At 74.1% G+C, this 19,730-nt stretch carries 20 protein-coding genes; 11 read left to right on the forward strand and 9 right to left on the reverse strand.

The window, feature by feature from the left end; genetic code table 11:
- Window positions 1-76 precede the first annotated feature (76 nt).
- Window positions 77-595 (reverse strand): DUF6328 family protein, encoded by a 519-nt coding sequence (locus M1O15_RS09970; RefSeq protein ID WP_248632939.1) that lies wholly within the window; start codon window positions 593-595, stop codon window positions 77-79.
- 293 nt (window positions 596-888) lie between these two features.
- Here M1O15_RS09970 and M1O15_RS09975 point away from each other — a divergent pair, with 293 nt between their 5' ends.
- On the forward strand, window positions 889-1,545 hold the full coding sequence (locus M1O15_RS09975) for an HAD family hydrolase (RefSeq protein ID WP_248632940.1): 657 nt from the start codon (window positions 889-891) through the stop codon (window positions 1,543-1,545).
- Window positions 1,546-1,594: 49 nt separating this feature from the next.
- Here the strand turns inward: M1O15_RS09975 and M1O15_RS09980 are convergent, their stop codons facing one another.
- On the reverse strand, window positions 1,595-1,921 hold the full coding sequence (locus tag M1O15_RS09980) for a plasmid stabilization protein (RefSeq protein WP_248632941.1): 327 nt from the start codon (window positions 1,919-1,921) through the stop codon (window positions 1,595-1,597).
- Between the two features lie 229 nt (window positions 1,922-2,150).
- On the opposite strand from M1O15_RS09980, the gene M1O15_RS09985 reads away from it, so the two are divergent.
- Window positions 2,151-2,549, forward strand: a complete 399-nt coding sequence (locus M1O15_RS09985) for a hypothetical protein (RefSeq protein ID WP_248632942.1) — start codon at window positions 2,151-2,153, stop codon at window positions 2,547-2,549.
- 121 nt (window positions 2,550-2,670) lie between these two features.
- Here M1O15_RS09985 and M1O15_RS09990 read toward each other — a convergent pair whose 3' ends face one another.
- Together M1O15_RS09990 and M1O15_RS09995 are read right to left on the reverse strand one after the other, a co-directional pair.
- Window positions 2,671-3,216, reverse strand: coding sequence for a cysteine hydrolase family protein (locus M1O15_RS09990; protein ID WP_282576558.1), 546 nt, complete (start codon window positions 3,214-3,216; stop codon window positions 2,671-2,673).
- 170 nt (window positions 3,217-3,386) lie between these two features.
- Window positions 3,387-4,358 carry an LLM class F420-dependent oxidoreductase gene (locus M1O15_RS09995; RefSeq protein ID WP_248632944.1) on the reverse strand — a complete coding sequence of 324 codons (972 nt, stop codon included), beginning with the start codon at window positions 4,356-4,358 and terminating at the stop codon, window positions 3,387-3,389.
- 165 nt (window positions 4,359-4,523) lie between these two features.
- On the opposite strand from M1O15_RS09995, the gene M1O15_RS10000 reads away from it, so the two are divergent.
- The 4 genes from M1O15_RS10000 to M1O15_RS10015 all read left to right on the forward strand — a co-directional run bounded on the left by M1O15_RS10000 (window position 4,524) and on the right by M1O15_RS10015 (window position 8,542).
- Complete coding sequence (locus M1O15_RS10000) at window positions 4,524-5,369, forward strand: polysaccharide deacetylase family protein (RefSeq protein ID WP_248632946.1); 846 nt, start codon at window positions 4,524-4,526, stop codon at window positions 5,367-5,369.
- A gap of 291 nt (window positions 5,370-5,660) precedes the next feature.
- Entirely contained in the window at window positions 5,661-6,050 is a 390-nt protein-coding gene (locus tag M1O15_RS10005; protein WP_248632947.1) for a nuclear transport factor 2 family protein, read from the forward strand.
- A gap of 387 nt (window positions 6,051-6,437) precedes the next feature.
- Window positions 6,438-6,878: an SRPBCC family protein gene (locus tag M1O15_RS10010; protein ID WP_248632949.1), complete on the forward strand. Its 441-nt coding sequence runs from the start codon at window positions 6,438-6,440 to the stop codon at window positions 6,876-6,878.
- A complete protein-coding gene (locus M1O15_RS10015) occupies window positions 6,875-8,542 on the forward strand; it encodes a phytoene desaturase family protein (protein WP_248632951.1) in 1,668 nt (555 codons plus the stop codon). Before M1O15_RS10010 ends, M1O15_RS10015 begins: the two co-directional genes overlap by 4 nt.
- Window positions 8,543-8,891: 349 nt before the next feature.
- Here M1O15_RS10015 and M1O15_RS10020 read toward each other — a convergent pair whose 3' ends face one another.
- Window positions 8,892-9,326: a subtilase-type protease inhibitor gene (locus M1O15_RS10020; RefSeq protein WP_248632953.1), complete on the reverse strand. Its 435-nt coding sequence runs from the start codon at window positions 9,324-9,326 to the stop codon at window positions 8,892-8,894.
- 539 nt (window positions 9,327-9,865) lie between these two features.
- Here M1O15_RS10020 and M1O15_RS10025 point away from each other — a divergent pair.
- On the forward strand, window positions 9,866-10,450 hold the full coding sequence (locus M1O15_RS10025) for a carbonic anhydrase (RefSeq protein ID WP_248632955.1): 585 nt from the start codon (window positions 9,866-9,868) through the stop codon (window positions 10,448-10,450).
- Between the two features lie 80 nt (window positions 10,451-10,530).
- Window positions 10,531-12,081 (forward strand): SulP family inorganic anion transporter, encoded by a 1,551-nt coding sequence (locus M1O15_RS10030; RefSeq protein ID WP_248632957.1) that lies wholly within the window; start codon window positions 10,531-10,533, stop codon window positions 12,079-12,081.
- Here M1O15_RS10030 and M1O15_RS10035 read toward each other — a convergent pair.
- Entirely contained in the window at window positions 12,054-12,287 is a 234-nt protein-coding gene (locus tag M1O15_RS10035; protein ID WP_248632959.1) for a hypothetical protein, read from the reverse strand. The two genes, M1O15_RS10030 and M1O15_RS10035, sit on opposite strands and share 28 nt — an antisense overlap.
- A gap of 268 nt (window positions 12,288-12,555) precedes the next feature.
- Here M1O15_RS10035 and M1O15_RS10040 point away from each other — a divergent pair, with 268 nt between their 5' ends.
- From M1O15_RS10040 to M1O15_RS10050, 3 genes are all read left to right on the forward strand, one after another.
- A complete protein-coding gene (locus tag M1O15_RS10040) occupies window positions 12,556-13,017 on the forward strand; it encodes an SPW repeat protein (protein WP_248632961.1) in 462 nt (153 codons plus the stop codon).
- Window positions 13,018-13,167: 150 nt separating this feature from the next.
- Window positions 13,168-14,976, forward strand: a complete 1,809-nt coding sequence (locus tag M1O15_RS10045) for a serine/threonine-protein kinase (RefSeq protein WP_248632962.1) — start codon at window positions 13,168-13,170, stop codon at window positions 14,974-14,976.
- A gap of 95 nt (window positions 14,977-15,071) precedes the next feature.
- Entirely contained in the window at window positions 15,072-16,352 is a 1,281-nt protein-coding gene (locus M1O15_RS10050) for an MFS transporter (RefSeq protein ID WP_248632963.1), read from the forward strand.
- 70 nt (window positions 16,353-16,422) lie between these two features.
- On the opposite strand, the gene M1O15_RS10055 is transcribed toward M1O15_RS10050, so the two are convergent.
- From M1O15_RS10055 to M1O15_RS10065, 3 genes are read right to left on the reverse strand one after another with little or no spacing between them, the layout of a single operon-like run.
- Window positions 16,423-16,989, reverse strand: coding sequence for a cupin domain-containing protein (locus tag M1O15_RS10055; protein WP_248632965.1), 567 nt, complete (start codon window positions 16,987-16,989; stop codon window positions 16,423-16,425).
- Complete coding sequence (locus tag M1O15_RS10060) at window positions 16,989-18,203, reverse strand: cytochrome P450 (protein WP_248633116.1); 1,215 nt, start codon at window positions 18,201-18,203, stop codon at window positions 16,989-16,991. The genes M1O15_RS10055 and M1O15_RS10060 overlap by 1 nt, the downstream gene beginning before the upstream one ends.
- Before the next feature lie 49 nt (window positions 18,204-18,252).
- Complete coding sequence (locus M1O15_RS10065; RefSeq protein ID WP_248632967.1) at window positions 18,253-19,368, reverse strand: type III polyketide synthase; 1,116 nt, start codon at window positions 19,366-19,368, stop codon at window positions 18,253-18,255.
- Window positions 19,369-19,730 lie beyond the last annotated feature (362 nt).

Consider the following 19,730-nt stretch of genomic DNA (forward strand, 5'->3'; position numbering starts at 1 on the left):
GACGGCTGACGGACGCGTGCGGAAGCCCCGGGGGACTCGGAGTCCCCCGGGGCTTCGACATGGATCCAGCGGACCGTCAGTCGTCCGTGGTGTAGCGGATCCGCGCCCACATCGGCAGCAGGAACCAGCAGACCAGGTACCAGCCGACGATGCCGGCGACCAGCCAGGGCACGAAGCCGTCGTGGGTGGCCACCCGGAGCACCAGGAACAGCGCGGACACCAGGGTGAACAGCAGCAGTACCAGCCCGGCGAAGGTCAGCCGGGAGGCCCAGACCACCGCGTGCTCCTTGATCCGGCGCCCGGAGACGACCCGGTGGAACGCCACCGGGCCGATCAACGCCCCCTGGGTGGCCGCGCCGAGCACCACGGTGACGATGTAGATGGCCTTGTCGGCGTCGGCCAGGTCCTCGAACGTGGGTGTGAACACCACGGTGAGAAGAAAGCCGAAGAGGATCTGCACCCCCGTCTGGGCGACCCTGATCTCCTGGATCAGCTCGGTCCAGCGCCGGTCGGCCCGCTCGTCCTGGGTCTCGTTGCGCCCGCCTCTGCCGACGGCCCCGCCCTCCGGCACACCCGTACTGCTCTGTGCAGTCATGCGATCCTCCCACGATCCGCTCGCACTGGTCTTCTAACCCGCGGCGGCCCCTCCAACCAGCGCTTCCGCCCGGCATCCACCCCGGCCCGCCGATTGCCCGGTCCGCCGTTTGCCCGGGCCGCACGCGGTCACCGGTACTCCTGCCCGTACGCCCGGTGCGGGTGAACCGACTGGGCCGGGTGGACGGCACCGGCCGTACCCGTCCGGTCGGCGGGGGACCCGCAACAGCAGCGACTGAACGGCCGCGAGAAGCCGGCCTGACGGACGACCAAGGACACGGAGAGAAGGAAACGATGACCCGAGCCGCGGTGTTCGACGTCGACGGAACCCTCGTCGACACCAACCACCTGCATGTGACGTCCTGGTGGGAGGCGTTCCGCCAGGCGGGGCACGATGCGCCGATGCACGCGATCCACCGGTCCGTCGGGCTCGGTTCCACCGATCTGATCGCCCATCTGCTCGGCGAGGACCGGGACCAGGACCAGGACGCCGGGATCAGCGCCGCGCACAAGACGCTCTACGGCACCTACTACGAGCGGCTGCCCGCCTTCCGGGACGCCGGCCGGCTGCTGAGGACGCTCGCGGCGAACGGCTGGACCGTGGTCCTGGCCACCTCCGCCGGGGGTTCGGAACTGTCCGCGCTGCGGCGGGCCATCGACGCGGACGACGCGATCACCGCCACGGCGAGCGCCGATGACGTGGAGCGGGGCAAGCCGGCACCGGAACCGGTCGAGCGGGCGCTCGAACTGGCCGGCGCGGAGGCCGGGCGCTCGGTCTTCGTCGGCGACACGGTGTGGGACATGGCGGCTGGGTCCAAGGCGGGCACCACCTGTGTGGGACTGCTGTGCGGCGGTATCCCGCGAGCCGCCCTGACGGAGGCGGGGGCCGCCGTGATCCACGACGACCCCGCCGACCTCCTCGCGCACCTCGCGGAGGGCCCGTTCGGCTGACCGATCCGGCCCGGCCCTCCGCCCCGTGGACGGGGGGCCGGCCCGTTCGTCACTTGCCGAGCTTGCGCCGCAGCTCCTCCTTGTTCATCGAGGACCGGCCTTCGACGCCCTTCTTCTTCGCCTCCTGGTACAGCTGGTCGTAGGTCGGGCCCTTGGGACCGGCGCTGCCGGAGCGCTGCCCGCCCCGCTTGCCGGACGACATGTCCTGCGTGGAGGTCTTGCTCGCCGTCTTCGACTCCCCGGCGCGGGCCCGCTCCTTGTTGACGGTCCGGGCGGCGATCTCCTTGGCCCGCTCCTCGCCGGCGCCGCGGTCCTTGGCGCTGTCCTTGATGTGCTCGTACTGCCGCTCACGCTTGGCGCTCGATCCAGCGGGCATAGGGGGTCCTCCTGGCGCTGCGGTCCGTTTCCTGCCGGTTTCCTCACACCCTCGTACCTGCCCCCCACCGCCGCAAACGCGCGTGTGCCGATCCTGATTGGCGAGCGGGCGGTGAGGTATTCGTGGCTGTACGGGCATCGGCCGGGCATGCCGCCCGGCCGGGCCGCCACCGGAACGACCGGACCCGGCGGGACCCGCCCGGACCCACCGGACCTGAGGAGTGGAGTACGTGGAGAGCAACGAGACCAGCAACCACGCGGCCGACTGCGATGTCACCGTGCAGCTGAGCGACTGCGGCCGGCAGGACGCCCACGCCGTGTTCGCGTCCCTGGACCGGGTCTTCGCCGCCTGCGACCCGGTCGATCCGGGCGCCGGGACCTCCGGCGGTGCCGAGCCGACCGTCTGGATGGCCACCTTCGACAGCGGGTCCGCCCGGCAGTCCGGGTCGGGGGAGGCCTCCGGCGAGCCGCCCGCCCTCAGCACCCGGGTGACGGCCCTGCTGACCGGGGACGCGCACGCGGTCGACGAGGTGGAGAAGGCGCTCGCCGGGATCTTCGAGGTCCACTCGACCGAGTCGGTCAGCGGTGAGCACGAGCGCGAGGCGCGCCTCCAGCTCGGCCCACGCTGACCGCCGTCGTCCTACGGCAGCACGGCAGCACGGCCGCCGGCCCCCCCCGGGAAGCGGGGGACCGGCGGCCGCCGCCTTCTCGCCGGCAGGTACGTGCCGGCAGGCGGGCGTACGCTCCGGGTCACCCGGGGCGTACGCCTGCCTGCTCGAAGTCCACTTCCTTGGCGAGCACGGTCCGCGCCCCCATGTTCCGCCGCATCATCTCCAGCGCGGCGTCGGCCAGCGGGGCGTGGATATGGGCGACCGCGTCCACCGGCACCGTCACCTCGAAGTGGCGGATGTGCGCGTCCAGCGCCGAGTAGAGCACGCACTGCTCGGTCACCTGGCCGCACAGCACCACATGGCGCACGCCCAGCTGGCCCAGCAGATACGACAGCGGGGTCTCGAAGAAGATCGAGTGCCGGGCCTTGACGACGAAGAGGGAGGAGTCGTCCGGCCGGATCGGCTCCACCAGTTCGGCGTGCGGTCCGGACAGCGCGGTCTCGACGATCTCGCCGTGGTGCGAGCGCCACTCGCCGAAGTTGTCGTTCACATAGATCACCGGCACGTCCCGTTCCCGTGCCCGCCCCAGCAGGTCCACCAGGACCGGCAGCGTCTCGCGGGCGGACGGCAGCAGCAGGTCGGCGTCCGGGTGCTCATACGAGTTGATCATGTCGACCACGATCAGGGCGGTGCGCCCGCCGTCACCGTCGCCGCCGCTCGCCGGGGCCGGCTGCTGGGCGCGGTCCCTGCTCCCGGACGGCACCCGTCCGTCACCGTCCTGATGGGTCGCCCGGTGCGGCGTGCCCGTGGCCCCGCCACCGCCGGTGCCGCCGTGGGATGCGCTGGTCACCGGACTCAGCCCAGCGCGTCCCGCAACGCCGGCAGCAGGGTCTTCTCCGACCAGTCCAGATAGGCGGGTTGCGAGTCGCCGCCGATCTGCACCAGGGCGATCTCGGTGAACCCGGCCTCCGCGTACGGCCGGACGGCGGCCACGAAGTCGTCCGGGTCGTCGCCGCACGGGATGGACGCGGCCACGTCCTCGGGGGTGACGAACTGGGTCGCCGCGTCGAAGGAGTCGGGGTGCGGCAACTCAGCGTTGACCTTCCAGCCGCTGCCGAACCAGCGGAACTGGTCGTGCGCCCGCCGTACCGCGGCCTCCCGGTCCCGGTCGAAGCAGATGGGCAGCTGGCCCACCCGGGGCTTCCCGGTGCCCCCGTGCCGGTCGAAGGACTCCAGCAGCCCGGCCTTGGGTTCGGTCGCGATCACCAGGTCGGCGAGGCGGCCGGCCAGCTCGCAGGACTGCTCGCCGGAGACCGCGATCCCGATCGGCGGGGGAGCGTCCGGCAGGTCCCACAGCTTCGCCGACTCCACGTCGAAGTGGGTGCCCCGGTGGTTCACATGGCGGCCGCCGAACAGCGCCCGGATGATCTCCACCGCCTCCTCCAGCATCTCGTGGCGTACATCGGCCGCCGGCCATCCGCCGCCCACCACGTGCTCGTTGAGGTTCTCCCCGGAGCCGAGACCGAGCCGGAACCGCCCCTCGGAGAGCAGCTGGATCGTGGCCGCCTTCTGGGCGATCACGGCCGGGTGGTAGCGGAAGGTCGGGCAGGTGACGTACGTCATCAGCGGGATGCTCGACGTCGCCTGCGCCGCCGCTCCCAGCACCGCCCAGGCGTAGGGGGAGTGGCCCTGCGAGCGCAGCCAGGGGAAGTAGTGGTCGGAGGTCACCGAGAAGTCGAACCCGGCCGCCTCGGCCTGGACCACATGGTCCACCAGGGCTCGGGGGCCGGCCTGCTCGGTCATCATCGTGTATCCGATTTGCACCATGGGTCCGGGGGTTCCCCTGGCGGTTCGACGGAAACATCGCCGGACGCCGACCCGGTATGAATCGCGTGTATACACCGTGTGTACCGTCCTCCCTGGACGCGGCGGTGCCTGCCGCGGCCCGGGGCGGTCGCGTCCGCCCGCCCTCCACCGGAAAGCGAGACGCCCATGCCGCCGCTCGGCACGCAGCCCCCCGCCCCCCGTAGGCCTGTCGCTGCGCTGGACGCCACCTCCTGTGCGGCGGTCCCCGGCACCCGTCCTCGGCCCACCGGGCGCGCCGGTCGGCGACGCGCCGCGGCGCTGCTTGCCACCGGGACGCTGCTGCTGGCGTTGACCGGCTGCGGCGCCGACCGGGTGGCCCCGGCCGATGCCCGGGACGACGCCAAGGGCCAGGCGGGGCCGGTGGACTGCCGGCAGGCCAAGTGCATCGCGCTGACCTTCGACGCGGGCCCGGGCAAGGACACCCCCCACCTGCTTGATGTGCTGAAGCGGGAGAAGGTTCCGGCGACCTTCTTCCTGCTCGGCCGCAAGCACGTGGACCGCTATCCCGACGTGGTTCGCCGCATCGCGGACGAGGGGCACGAGGTCGCCAACCACACCTGGACCCACCGGATACTCACTGACCTGGAGCCCGACGAGATACGCGAGGAGCTGTCCCGCACCCAGGACGCCGTGGCGCGGATCACCGGCCGCAAGCCCACCCTGATGCGCCCGCCGCAGGGCCGCACCGACGACGCGGTGGCCTCCGTCAGCCGCGAGCTGGGGCTCGCCCAGGTGCTGTGGAGCGTCACCGCCAAGGACTACGAGACCACCGACTCCGAGCTGATCACCCGGCGGACGCTCGACGGGGCCGAGCGCGACGGCATCATCCTGCTGCACGACATCTACGACGGCACGGTGCCCGCCGTCCCCGGGATCATCGAGGAGCTCAAGGCCCGGGGCTTCACCTTCGTCACCGTCCCCCAGCTGATGGCCCCGGCCGAGCCGGAGCCCGGTGTGGTCTACCGGCCCTGACCAGGCCGCGAGCGGTGGGACAGCTCACACCCCTGGCGGTGCCGCCCCGGGAACAGGGCGAGGCCGCGCACCGTTGGACCGGGTGTGGACGTGGAGGGGACAGTGTCCCCGGGCCTCACCCACCGCCCATGGGGAAGATCGTTCGGCTGAAGCCCCATGGAGCCCCCCGCCGAGAGGCGACCGCCCTCCGCGCCCACCCCTTGACGGCCCCGGCTGGATCCCCCCTCCGGTCGGGGCCTCCCTTGTCTCCGCCGGGCCCCGCTGTCAGACCCCTCTGGCAAGGTCGCACGCATGGAACCGTCGAGAGTGATCGCGCTGCTGTGGGACCGGATGCAGGCACGCGACTGGGCGGGCGTCGCCGCGCTGGTCGCCGAGGACGCCGTCGTCGAGTGGCCGCTCACCGGGGAGCGCATCGTGGGTCGGGACGCCTACCTCGCGGTGAACCGCGAGTACCCGGAGGGCTGGTCGATACGGGTGCTGCGGGTCGTCGCCGACGGCGAGGAGGTCGCCTCCGAGGTCGAGGTCCCGCACGAGGGCGTGGGGGTGTTCCGCGCGGCCTCCTTCTGGACCGTACGGGCCGGGCTGGTCACCCACGGCCGGGAGTACTGGACAAGCCCCGGCTCCGACCGGCGCCCCGAATGGCGTGCCGCCCTCACCGAACCCCTGAAGCCCACCGACTGACCCGACCGCAGCCCCGCCCGGGCCGCGCCCGGACAGTGCGGCGCCGCGACCGTGCCCGGGGCCGGGTCGCGTCCCAGCAGCTCGGTCTATGTGGCGGCCCGCGACCCGGCTCCCGATGGGTAGGCCGAACGCCCCCGCCCCCCGGACCTGCCCGGAAGCCGGCGGCCCGCCGCCCACCCCCGCCCGGCCGGGGGCCCGGCGGGGGGCCCGGAGGTCGAAAGCGGCTCAGGCGTTTCCCCCGTCGGCCGGGAGCCCGGCACGGGCCCGGGGTCGAGGCGGGGTGGCGCAGGCGGCGCCGCCGAGTTCTGCCCGGAACCGGGGCCCGGTGTCGGGGTGGCTTGGGTGGGTACCCGGGGCGCTCACTCGCTTGAGCCACGGAGGAGCCCCATGGCCGTACGCCACCATCTCGTCGAGCGGCCGCCGGAGGCGGTCTGGGCGGTACTCGCGGACGGATCGCGCTACGACCGGTGGGTGGTCGGCACCTCCGAGACGCGGGAGAAGACCCCCGGCTGGCCCGCGACCGGCTCGGCGATCGAGTACCAGGTCCGCCTCGGCCCGTACCGGGCATCGGGGCGCACCGTCGTCCGGGTCAGTGAACCGAGGCGCCGGCTGGAGCTGGAGGCGCATGCCGGAGCCCTCGGCACCGCCCGGATCGCCATCGAGCTGCGCCCCTGGGGCGAGGACGAGACCCTGGTCGTCCTGGACGAGCACCCGCTGCGCGGCGCCGGCGGCCTGCTGCACAACACCCTGGACGACGCCCTGCTGCAGCTGCGGCACCGCTCGATGCTGGCCCGGCTGGCCCGGCTCGTGGAACGGTCCCCGCGGTGACCACGCCCTTCGGGGCGGTACGCGGACCGGTGCCCGCCCCGGACGGCGGCGGCCCGGACGCGGTGGTCGTCGGCGCGGGGCCCAACGGACTGGTGGCGGCCAATCTGCTGCTGGACGCCGGCTGGTCGGTGGAGGTGCTGGAGGCGCAGGACGAACCCGGCGGCGCGGTCCGCAGCGACCGGGCCGTCCACCCCGACTACATCAGCGACACCTTCAGCGCCTTCTATCCGCTGGCCGCCGCCTCCCCGGTGCTGGCCCGGCTCCGGCTGGAGGACGAGGGCCTGCGCTGGAGCCACGCCCCGAAGGTCCTCGCCCATCCGCTCGGCGACGGCCGGTGCGCCGTACTGGACCGCGACCGGGCGGCGACCGCGGCCGCACTGGCTCAGTTCGCCGCCGCCGACGCCCTCGGCTGGCAGCGGCTGTGCGGGATCTGGGACCGGCTGGGCGACTCCGTCCTGGACGCCCTCTTCACCCCCTTCCCACCGCTGCGCCCCGCGCTCAGGATGGCCGCCCAGGCCCGCGCGGCCGGGGGACTGCGGACGGCCCGCGCGCTGCTGCTGCCGGTGCGGCGGCTCGGCGAGGAGGAGTTCCGCGGGGAGGGCGGGCGGCTGCTGCTCGCCGGCAACGCCCTGCACGCCGACCTCGCGCCGGAGGCCGCGGGCAGCGGGGGCTTCGGCTGGCTGATGTCGATGCTCGGCCAGTTCCACGGCTTCCCGGTGCCGGTCGGCGGGGCGGGGGAGTTGACCGCGGCCCTGGTACGGCGCCTGGTGCGCCGCGGCGGCGTACTGCGCTGCGGGGAGCCGGTCACCGAGGTGGTGGTCCGATCCGGCAGGGCCGTCGCGGTCCGCACAGCTCGCGGGGAGACCGTGCCCGCCCGCCGGGCCGTGCTCGCCGATGTGACCGCCCCGGCGCTCTACGGCGGACTGGTCGACCCTCGCCATCTGCCCGCCCGGCTCCTGGACGACCTGCGGCGCTTCGCGTGGGACTGGGGCACCTTCAAGGTCGACTGGGCGTTGTCGGCCCCGGTGCCCTGGACGGCCGGGGAGGCCGCGGCCGGTGCGGGCACCGTGCACCTCGCCGACGGTGTGGACGAGCTGACCCGGTACTCCGCGCAGCTCGCCATGGGCCGCGTCCCGGACCGGCCGTTCCTGCTGTTCGGGCAGATGACCACGGCCGACCCCACCCGTTCCCCGGCCGGCACCGAGTCCGCCTGGGCCTACACCCATGTGCCCCGCCGTATCCGCGGAGACGCCGGGGACGCGGGCCTGACCGGCCGCTGGGACGCCCATGAGGCGGAGGTGTTCGCCGACCGGGTGGAGGAGCAGGTCGAGCGGTTCGCCCCCGGCTTCCGGTCCCTGGTGCGCGCCCGCCGGGTGCTCGCCCCACCCACCATGGAGGCGATGGACGCCAATCTGCGCGACGGGGCGATCAACGGCGGCACCACCGCGATGCACCAGCAGCTGTTCCTGCGCCCGGTGCCGGGTACCGGACGTCCCGAGACCCCGGTGGCGGGGCTCTTCCTGGCCTCCGCCTCCGCCCACCCCGGCGGCGGGGTGCACGGCGCCCCCGGCGCCAACGCCGCCCGGGCCGCGCTGCGTTCCACCCGCCCGGCCCGCCGCGCCCTGGCCCGGTTGCGCGAGGCGGGCGACCGGGCCAGGCACTGACCGCCCTGCCGGCCGGAGTGCCGGAGGGTGGGAGGACGGGAGGGTGTGCGGGGCGGCGAACGTCAGGCCGCCACCCGGGCCGAGCAACCCCGTACCCGCGCCCGGCCGTCACCGAGCCGCCCCACGGGTGCCACCCGGCCCTCACCGAGCCGCCGGGCATCGCCTGACCCTCCCTTTGCCGCCCCTTTGCCATGCTTTTCGGCCTGGGCGTCCGAAAGGTGCGCGGGGTGGTCGGCGGGTGTCGGAGCCCGGCGGCCGTGGCGGGGCTCGGGAAGCGCCCGCGCACCACCCGGGTCGTCCGGGTGGTGCGCGGGCGGCTGCGTGGGCGGAAACGCGCCAGTGTGTCCGGTCAGAAGGAGAAGACCGCGCCCTCGGCCTGGAGCTCGCAGGAATTGCCGTATGTGTGCGAGAAGTTCACCCGCTCGCCCTGCCAGATCCCCTGCGCGGTGACGGTCACCGGAGACCAGATCTTGACGCAGGGACGGCCTTGGGCGTCGTCCCCGAGCCGCGTGAAATCACCCTGGACCGCGTTCAGTTCCGCGCAGGCCGCACGCGGCGCCGGATGCGTTCCGCTCGCGGTCGGCGTACAGCTCAGGGTCACCGCCCGGGCGGGGTTCGCCGTGCCGGCGTCCTCGCCGGGGGCGACCGTCAGGACCAGCGCGGTCGGTGCGTAGAGCCCCGGTTCGGGCGCGGCGGGGGCCGCCGCGGCGCTCGTGGCGGCCAGCGGGATCATCAGCCCCGCCGCCATTCCGCTCACGACAACGCGCTTTACCAGAGTCCGCATGGGAATACCCTCTCCATCTCGTGCCGGCACTTTGCCGGTCGGTCGGTGCGGAACTCACCCTGCACGGCTCTGCCTGTTGACGCACATTCACCCTTCTCTTTCGGAATGGTCACGTATTCAAGCGGTGGCGTGAAACCGGCCGCCACGGCGCCCGGAACGGTACGGGCGGAGGGGCCGTCACCAGTCCTGTGGATCCTGGGCTGAATCGTTCAAGAGTTCACCATGCGTGGAAACGAACGAATGGACGGTCGCCAAGGCGACCGAAACGCGGCGGTAACACGGGAGGGAAGCAAACCGGCCGTCACGGCGGCCAGGGCGGCGGGAAACGACCTTCACGAGAAGGTAATGTTCAGGCAAAGTTGGGGGCACCGGGATGGTGCACCATCGGGAGGCGCCGGACCACTGCGTCCTGCCCGGCGAACCGCGGCGACCCCGCGGACCGCGCCCCGAACCCGTCCCGTTCCTCCCCCACGCGAACCGAACTGACCCGACCACACCGCGCCCCGCCCCCACGGCCCGGGCGCAGGAGGCAGGCCGCCATGAAGTCACTGATCGACAACGCCCGCTCGTTCCCCGACCGGCTCGCCGGGCGGGTGGAGGAGTTCCGAGAACTCGCCGCCGGCCAGTCGCCCGAGGCACTGTTCATCACCTGCTCGGACTCCCGGGTGATCCCCTCCCTGATCACCGATGCCCGGCCGGGGGAGCTGTTCGAGCTCCGCACCGCCGGCAACGTCGTCCCCCGCTACGACGAGTCCCGCCCCAGCGGCGAGATGGCCACCGTCGAGTTCGCGCTGCGCGTCCTCGGCGTCCGGGACATCGTGGTCTGCGGGCACTCCCACTGCGGCGCCGTCGGCGCCCTGGTGCGGGGCGAGGACCTGTCCGCGGTCCCGGCCGTACGGGGCTGGCTCGACACTTCCGTCCCCGAACCGCCCGGCACCACCGACCTGGCCGACGCGGTGCGGCGCCACGCCGTACGCCAACTGACCACCCTCGGCGGCTACCCGGCCGTACAGGAGAGGCTGGCCTCCGGCCGGTTGACCCTGCACGCCTGGTACTACGAGATCGACACCGGTGCGGTGAGCGTCCACCGGCCGGAGGGGAACGGCGAGTTCGCCGCGCTGTGAGCACATCCCCCGCCCACGCGCGTACTCCCGACCACCCCCTCCGCCCCGTCGGCGGACCGCACCGCTAGGAAGCCACCCTCATGCTCAACCTCAACGCGCTGAAGAGTCCCTCCGCGCTCCGCCGCGAGGTCCTGGCCTCGCTCGTCGTCTTCCTCGTCGCCGTGCCGCTGTGCGTCGGCGTCGCCGTCGCCTCCGGGGTCCCGGCCGAGCTGGGCCTGGTCACCGGCATCGTCGGCGGACTGGTCGTCGGCATGCTGCCGGGCAGCTCACTCCAGGTCAGCGGCCCGGCCGCCGGGCTGACCGTACTGGTCTACGAGGCCGTCCAGGAGTTCGGCCTGGCCGCCCTCGGCGCCATCGTGCTGATCTCCGGACTGCTCCAGCTCGCCCTCGGAGCCCTCGGCTTCGGCCGCTGGTTCCGGGCCATCTCGGTCGCCGTGGTGCAGGGCATGCTCGCCGGGATCGGACTGGTGCTCATCCTCGGCCAGGTCTACGCCATGGCCGACACCGCCCAGCCGTCCGGCGGCCTCGGCAAGATCGCCGGACTGCCCGAGCTCGCGGGCACGGTCCTGTCCGGCGGCACCCCGCTGACCGCCTTCCTGGTGGGCGCCGGCACCGTCACCGTCCTGGTGGTGTGGCCCCGGCTGCCGGCCCGGGTGCGGATCGTGCCCGGCCCGCTGGTGGCGGTCGCCCTCGCCACCGCCGCCACCGCCGCCCTCGGCCTGCCGCTGGCCAAGGTGGAGGTGCAGGGGCTGCTGGAGTCCGTCCAGCCGCCCGGACTGGACGACTTCACCGGGCTCGGCACCGCCGCCGCGATCGGCACCGTGCTCGCCTTCACCCTGATCGCCTCCGCCGAGAGCCTGTTCAGCGCGGCCGCGGTGGACCGGATGCACGACGGACCGCGCACCGACTACGACAAGGAGCTGATGGCCCAGGGCGTCGGCAACACCCTGTGCGGGGCGCTCGGCGCGCTGCCCATGACCGCCGTCATCGTGCGCAGCGCCGCCAACGTCCAGGCCGGCGCCCGCACCTCGCTCTCCCGGGTCCTGCACGGCGTCTGGCTGCTGCTCTTCGCCGCCCTGCTGCCCGCCGCCATCGGCGTCATCCCGCTCGCCGCGCTGGCCGGCGTCCTGGTGCACGCCGGCTGCAAGCTGATCCCGGTCCGGGAGCTGGCCGGGCTCTGGCACCGGCACCGCGGTGAGGCCGTGATCCTCGCCGTCACCGCGGTGGCCGTGGTCACCACCAACCTCTTCGAGGGCGTGGTGCTCGGTCTGCTCCTCGCGGTCTGCAAGACCGCCTGGGAGACCTCCCACGTCCATCTGGAGGTCACCGAACTCACCGGCGGCCGGCTCATCGTGGCCATCGGCGGCAACGCCACCTTCCTGCGGCTGCCGAAGATCCTGGAGGAACTGGAGGCCCTGCCCAAGGACCGGCCCATCGAGCTGGACCTCACCGGGCTGCGCCACCTGGACCACGCCTGCCGGACCGCCCTGGAGAACTGGGCGCTGCGCCACCACGGCGCGGGGGCCGGGCCGGTCCCGATGACGCAGCCCGGGCCGGTGGACGTGGACCTCCCGGCCCAGCCGGGCGAGGCCCGCTCGCCCTCTCAGCCGCCGTCGGTGCCGAGCACGTAGTCGACCACGGACGACGGCGTCAGCGCGTCATGCCGGACCAGCGCCACGCCGTCGCCCCGGTGGGCGTCCCCCGCCCCCGCGACCCGACCGGTCGCGGGGGCGGTGCCGTGCTCCGGGACTGCGGCGGCCGCGACCCCCGCGCCCATCCCCAGCAGTACGCCGGCGGCCGCGGCCAGTGCCGCGGTGGTGGTGGTACGAAGCCTCATGGATCGCCCTTCCGTTCGGTGCGAAGCGCCTCGCGCGCGCCCCTCGGCGCCGCGCGCCCGCGCCGCCGTCGGTCGACGGCACGCCGTTGACCAACGACCGCGGTGCGCTCAGGTGTCGGTCACCGGCGGGGGAAACCATCGGACCTCCGGGGAAACGCCCCCGTTGACCCGGGAAACCCCGGATCCCGAGCGGTTGACCGCCACGCCCAGGAGAGGTTTTATGGGCATAAAGGGCAGATAAGGGTCTTCCGACAGGAGGCGGCCCGTCATGACCACCCATCCGAGCATCGAGCAGCACCCCGATCTTGCCGAGATGCGTTCCCGGTTCGAACGGGCCACCAGTACCCCCCGCAGCCAGGCGGTCGAGACCCTCGGCCTGCTGACCGGCGTCTACCTGGCCGCCTCGCCATGGATCGCCGGGTTCAGCGGCCTCACCACGCTCGCCGTCTGCAACCTCATCACCGGCGTCGCCTACGCCCTCTGCATGGGCGGGTTCGGCTCCGCGTACGAGCGCACCCACGCCATGGCCTGGGCGGCCTGCGCCATCGGCGCGTGGACCATCGTCTCCCCGTGGGTGGTCGCCGGGAACGTCGACACCACCCGCACCGTGGTCAACAACATCATCGTCGGCGCCGTGGCCCTGGTGCTGGGCCTTGCCATGGCCGCGGCCGCGGGGCGCGGGAGCGGCTCCCGGACGCGCGGCGCACCCGGCCCGGTCAGGGACCGCTGACCCGTACCGCGCAGCCGTTTCGCACCTCCCCGCCGGGCCCCGGCGCACCCCGAGCGCGCCGGGGCTCCGCGCGCCCGGGACGGGCCGCGCCGCCCTTTCGGTGGCGGCCGGGGTCCGCGCTGTCCGACGGGCCTCCTACTATGTCCGGCCATGAGCATGAGTGAGGCCGGCAGACCCCTGGTCGACGGGCGCTTCCGACTGGTGTCCCCCCTCGGCAGCGGCGGCATGGGCACCGTCTGGCGGGCCCGCGACACCGCCCTCGACCGCGAGGTCGCCCTCAAGGAGGTCCGCCCGCCGGACCCCGCGGCGGAGGCGGCCCGGCCCGGACTCACCGCCCAGTTCCGCGCCCGCGCGATCCGCGAGGCCAGGGCGCTGGCCCGGCTCTCCAACCCGCATGTGGTCACCATCCACCACATCGTGGAACCACCGGACGGCTCGCCGCCGTGGATCGTGATGGAACTGGTCGCCGGCCACTCGGTGTACGACCGGCTGGCCACCGGCCCGATGCCGGTGCCCGAGGTGATCCGGCTCGGCCGCGAGGTGCTCTCCGCACTCGCCGCCGCGCACTCCGCCGGCATCCAGCACCGGGACGTCAAGCCCGCCAACGTACTGCTCCGGCCGGACGGGCGCGCGGTGCTCACCGACTTCGGCATCGCGGTCCTGGACGAGTCGACCTCCCGGCTCACCTCCACCGGCGACCTGATCGGCTCACCCGAGTTCATCGCCCCGGAACGGGTGCGCGGCGAGGAGGGCAACCCCGCCTCCGACCTGTGGTCGCTCGGCATGCTGCTGTACGTGGCGGCCGAGGGCCACCACCCGCTGCGCCGGGCCACCAGCCTCGCCACCGTGGTCGCCGTCCTGGACGACCCGATCCCCCCGCCGGTCCGCTCCGGCGCCCTCGCCCCGGTGCTGACCCGGCTGCTGGTCCGCGACCCGGCCGCCCGCCCGGACGCCGCCGCACTGGACCGGCTGCTGGCCGAGGCGGCGCTCCGGGAAACGGGCGGCGACCCCGGCACCGTACCGCTCACCTCCGGCACCCCACCCCGCCCTCAGGACGGCATGCCGGGCCACGGCGCTCCACCCCGCCCCCAGGACACCCCGGGCCACACCACCTCGCCCGCCTACACCCACCCCGCGTACACCCCGCCGCCCGGTGGCGGCTGGACGCCGGGCGGGGACCCGGCCGCCGCCACACCCCCGCACGGGGTGTTCGGCCCGCCTCCGGCCGACCGGACCGCCCGCCCGCGCCGCCGGGCCCCGCTCTGGGCCGGGCTCGGCCTCCTCGCCGGGGCCGCCGTCCTGGCGGGCGTCTACCTGCTCCCGCCGGACGGAACCGGCGACCGCCCCACCGGGGGCGGGAAGACCACGGCCACCGGCTCGGCGGACCGGGGAGCACGCGACGGCGGCGGCCAGGCGGACCCCACCGGCACCGGTCGAACGCGCCCGGCGGGCGAACCGAGCACCGCCGGGAGCCCGGCCGGGCGCGGCACCGCCGACACCGAGGGCAGCCTGCTCACCCCGGCCGGCATCCGGGCGGTGCTGAAGGCGTTCGGCCAGGCCAGCGGCAGCGACCAGCTCATCGGCGTGACCGTCTACCCGGAGTACGCCCTCGCCAGGATCCCCACCAAGGCCGGGGCCCGCACCTACGACAACTACGAGTTCCGCGACGGCACCGCCCGGCGGATCGGCCCGGGCGGAACGGCCACCGCGAGCGGCGCGTCCGGGCCGTCCTTCGACCCCGGGGAGCTCGCCTGGGACCGCCTCCCGGCCCTGCTGGAGCGCGCGGAGCGCGACCTGGCCGTCGACGACCCGAACACGCGCTATGTGATCGTCGATCGCTGGACCTTCAACGACGACCAGCCGAGCCTGCGGGTGTATCTGTCCAACGCCTACGGGTCCGCCGGCTACCTCCTCGCGGACAGCGCCGGAAAGGTGCTGAAGACCTTCCCGGCGACCTGACCGCCCGCCCCCGCGGCACCGCCGCACGGGAGGCGACACGAAGACGTCACACGGCGGGGGTGTGCCGCCTCCGGCCGCGGGGGAGGGGCGTGATCATGACCCAGGAGACGCAGGCACCCGCCCCGCCCCGCCGCCCGGTCCGGCAGCTGCTCGCCGCCTCGGTCGGCAACGCCGTCGAGTGGTACGACTGGTACGCGTACACCTTCCTCGCCACCTACATCGCCGCCCAGGTCTTCCCCGAGAGCGCGGACGACTCCCTGGTGCCGCTGCTCTCCACGTTCGCGGTCTTCGCCGTGGGCTTCTTCATGCGGCCGGTCGGCGGGCTGCTGATGGGGGCCGTCGCCGACCGGCACGGCCGGCGCGCGGCGCTGACCACCACCATCCTGCTCATGGGCGGCAGCAGCCTACTGGTCGGCCTCACCCCGTCCTACGCCTCGGCCGGACTGGCCGCGCCGGTGGTGCTGGTGACCGCCCGCCTCCTCCAGGGGCTCTCCGTGGGCGGTGAGTTCGCCGCCTCCACCACCTTCCTGGTCGAGTCGGCCGGGCCCGGCAGGCGCGGGCTGTTCTCCAGCTTCCAGTACGTCTCCACCACCCTCGGCCAGCTCGCCGCCTCCGGGCTCGCCGCCGTCCTGGTCAGCACCCTCGGCGACGGGCCGATGGGGGAGTGGGGCTGGCGGGTCCCCTTCCTCCTCGGTGCCGTCCTCAGCCTCGTCGGCTTCTGGATCCGGCGGGGCGCGGAGGAGACCCTGCGCATGCCCGAGCACCCCGCCGCACCCCGCCCCGGGCTGTTCGACGCGCTGCGCCACCACCCCCGCGCCTCCCTGCTGATCTGCGGCATCACCGCCGGCGGCACCCTCGCGTACTACACCTGGACCTCCTACCTCCCCACCTACGCCGAGCTGTCCGGCGTCGACAAGGGCGACACCCTGTTCGCCTCCACCCTGGCGCTCGCCTTCTTCGCGGCGCTGCAACCGCTCGGCGGGCTGCTCTCCGACCGCTTCGGGCGCAAGCCGCCGCTGCTCTTCTTCGGCCTGGGCTTCACCCTGCTCGCGGTGGCGCTGCTGCGGGCGGTGGACTCCCTCACCTCCCTGCTGCTGGTCGCCTGCGCCGGGATGGTGCTGCTCACCGGCTTCACCTCGGTCTCGGCCGCCGTGAACGCGGAGATCTTCCCGGCCAGGGTGCGGGCGGCCGGGATCGGCTTCCCGTACTCCCTCACCGTCGCCCTCTTCGGCGGCACCGCCCCCTACCTCGGCACGCTCTTCCGGGAGCTCGACCGCCCCGGGCTGTTCGCCTGGTACGTCTCGGCGCTCTGCCTGCTGTCCTCGCTGGTCTACCTGCGGCTGCCGGAGACCGCGCACCGGGACCTGGACCGCTGAGCGGCGGGTACGCGCGTACGCGAGGAGGCCCCGCCGTCACGGACGGCGGGGCCCCGAGTGGTCCTCCGGATCAGCCCCGGCCGGCGTCGTGGCGCAGCGGGGTCAGCTGCTCGATGTCGTAGCGGGCCCGCAGCGCGGCGATCGCGGCGTGGTCGGGCTCCCCGCCGCCGTCCAGGATCTCCAGCAGCTCCTCGAAGTACCGCTCGTGGTCCGGCGGCGGGGAGGCCTGGAAGAACATCCGGGCCGGCTCGCCCGAGCGGTTGGCGAAGGCGTGCGGGCAGCCCGGCGGCACCACGATCACCGTGCCCGGCGTGGCCCGCACGGTGCGCCGGCCCGAGGAGGACTCCCAGTCCCGCCAGTCCTCCCGGGTGCGCACCCGGGGCTCGAAGGCGAGCACATCGAGCTCGCCCTCCAGCACGTAGAACAACTCCTCGCTGCGGGTGTGCACATGGGCGCCCACATCGAACCCGGGCGGCACCACCACCTCGAAGCTGGACGCCGCCCGCGAGTGCTCCCCGGTCACCTTGAAGGTCACCTCGTGCGCCGGGGCCCGCAGCGTACGGCCCTGCCCCCGCGGCACCAGCAGCCCGTCGGGGGTCTCGGCCAGCAGCGCGGCGGGCGCCTGCTGGTGCGCCATCACCAGGTCACCGGAAGGGCCTCGGGGCCGCGGATCAGCGCACCGCGCCGGAACGGGACCTCCTCGGGCGGCACCGCGAGCCGCAGCCCGGGGAAGCGGTCGCAGAACGCGTCCACCAGCAGCTCCGACTCCAGCCGGGCCAGCATCGCGCCCACGCAGTAGTGCGGCCCGTAGCCGAAGGCCACATGCGGGTTGGGGGAGCGGTCCAGGATCAGCGACTCCGGGTCGGCGAAGACCTCCGGGTCCCGGTTGGCCGACAGGTAGGAGACGTACACCGCCTCACCCTCGGCGATCACCGTGCCCGCCACCTCCACGTCCTGAAGCGCGATCCGGGACAGGCCCACCGCGCTGCGGTGCGGGATGTAGCGCAGCAGCTCGTCCACCGCCCGGGGCCGGGCCGCCGGCTCCGCCCGCAGCCGCTCCATCAGCTCCGGCCGGGTCAGCAGCAGGTAGAGCATGTTGCCGGCGTTGTTGGTGACCGCCTCACCGCCGATCTGGATCAGCAGCGACAGGCCCACCGCCTCCGAGGCGGTGATCTCGCCGTGGGCGATCGCCGTGCCGAGCAGCCCCAGCACGCTGTCCTCGTCGGCGTTGTCCTTCGGCTGAGCCAGCAGGTCGGCGAAGGAGGAGCACATGTCCTCCTTGGCCCGCTGGCTGCGCTCCACGCCCTGCGCGGAGGAGAGGATCAGATTGGTCCACTCGTGCATCTTGGGCCGGTCGGACGCGGGCACGCCCATCAGCTCGCAGACCACCGCCAGCGGGAACGGGCCGAGCAGCCGCTCGGTGAGGTCGGCCGGCGGGCCGTCCGCGAGGATCCCCGCGACCAGCTCGTCCAGCATCTCCCGGGCGCTGTCCCGCAGCCGCTCCACGCCCCGGGTGGTGAACGCCGGCGCCACCGAGCGGCGCAGCCGGGTGTGGTCCGGCGGGTCCTCGAAGCCGACCGCCCCGTCCACCGGGATGAAGTGCGGCGCCAGCCGGGTCACATCGTGGTCCGCCACCAGCTTGCGGCTGAACCGCGGGTCGTTGGTGACCGCCCGGACGTCGTCGTACCGGGTGACCAGCCAGGCCCAGCCGCCACCGTTGGGCAGCTTGATCCGGGTGAGCGGACCCTCCCGCATCAGCTCGGCCAGCACCGGGTCGAAGTCCGTCCCGTGCAGGTCGAGGGCCGGCCAGTTGCGCACCGGCGGCAGGCTCCGCCCGGTGACCGGGCACACCTCCGCCGGGGCCCGCTCCGGAGCGTCGGCCGTCGCGGTCGTCGTCGTCTCATCCCACACGGCTGGGTTCCTCCACCAGATCGGAGACGAGCTCGGAGGCGGTGTCCGGGACGCGCTCGGCGACCGTCCACCGGCCGAGCGACATCTCGGCGGTGATACCGGGGCCGAAGCCGGCCAGCAGGCCGCGCGCGGTGTCCTCGGCGCCGCCCTCGTCGAACATCCGCCGCAGCGCGTCCAGCACCACCGCGCTCGCGATGTTGCCGTACTCGGTCAGCGTCGCCCGGCTGAAGCGGAACGCCTCCGCCGGGACCTTCAGGTACTTGCTGAGGTCGTCCAGGATGCGCGGGCCGCCGGCGTGGATGATGTAGAAGTCCAGGTCGGTGGCGTCCCAGTCGTGCTGCCCGGCCAGCTCCATCAGCGCCGGCGCCAGCGGCTCCATGGTGCCCGGCACCCGCTTGTCCAGCTTGAAGTGGAAGCCGGTGGAGCGGACGTCGTAGGCGATCCAGTCCACCGTCTCGGGGACCAGGTAGGAGCCGTTGCGCTCCAGCGCCACCCCGGTGCCGCCCCGGCCGCGCATCACCGCGGCCGCGATCCCGTCGCCGAACAGGCCGTTCGACAGCAGGTTGCCGACACCGAGGTCGGTCGGCTGGTAGCACAGCGAGCAGAACTCGCAGGCGACGATCAGGGCGTTCGCCTCCGGGTAGGCGGTGCAGAAGTCGTGCGCCCGGTTGATCGCCGCTCCGCCGGCCGCGCAGCCCAGCTGGGCGATGGGGATCTGCCGCGTGTCGGAGCGGAAGTCCATGGTGTTGATCAGCCAGGCGGTGAGCGAGGGCATCATGAAGCCCGTGCAGGAGACATAGACGATCACGTCGATGTCCTGGGCGCGCAGCTCCGCGTCCTCCAGCGCCCGGTTGATCACCGCGGGCACCCGGGCCTTCGCCTCCTCCTCGTATATCCGGTTGCGGACCTCGAAGCCGTCGTGGCGCAGCGTCTCCTCGATGGGGCGCAGCAGATGGCGCTTCTGGACGCCGGTGTTCTCCATCAGCCGCAGGGCCAGCGGCAGCTGGGGATGGTCCGCGTGGATGGAGCGCGCCAGGTCGAGAGTCTCCTGCATGGTGATCACGTGCTCGGGGACGGACACCGCCGGTCTGCACAACGTGGCCATGAGTCAAGCCCTTTCGTCGCTTTCGTCCCCACAGCATCGCCAGCGGCCCGACAGCGGCGCGCGGCGAAGAAATCCGGCCGCGGTTGCGCCGCCAGGGTGAGCGGCCCGCGGACCGCCCCGGACCGGGGACGGCCGGGGCCCCCTCCCGGGCCCCGGCCGCCGCCCCTTCTCGCACGGGGGCCGCCCGCGCGAGACCGGCCGCCCCCATGTGCGGCCCGGCGCGCCGCGCAACAAAGCGCCACGCCGTGCGGGCGCCCATCTCACCCGTACGGAGGCGGCCACCCGCGCCCTACCGGCCGCACCCGCCGGCCCGCCGGGCCCGGGCCCCCGCTCACCCGGACGGCCGTACAGCGGATGCCCGC

It is taken from the genome of Streptomyces lichenis (assembly GCF_023218175.1).
GTDB lineage: Bacteria > Actinomycetota > Actinomycetes > Streptomycetales > Streptomycetaceae > Streptomyces > Streptomyces lichenis.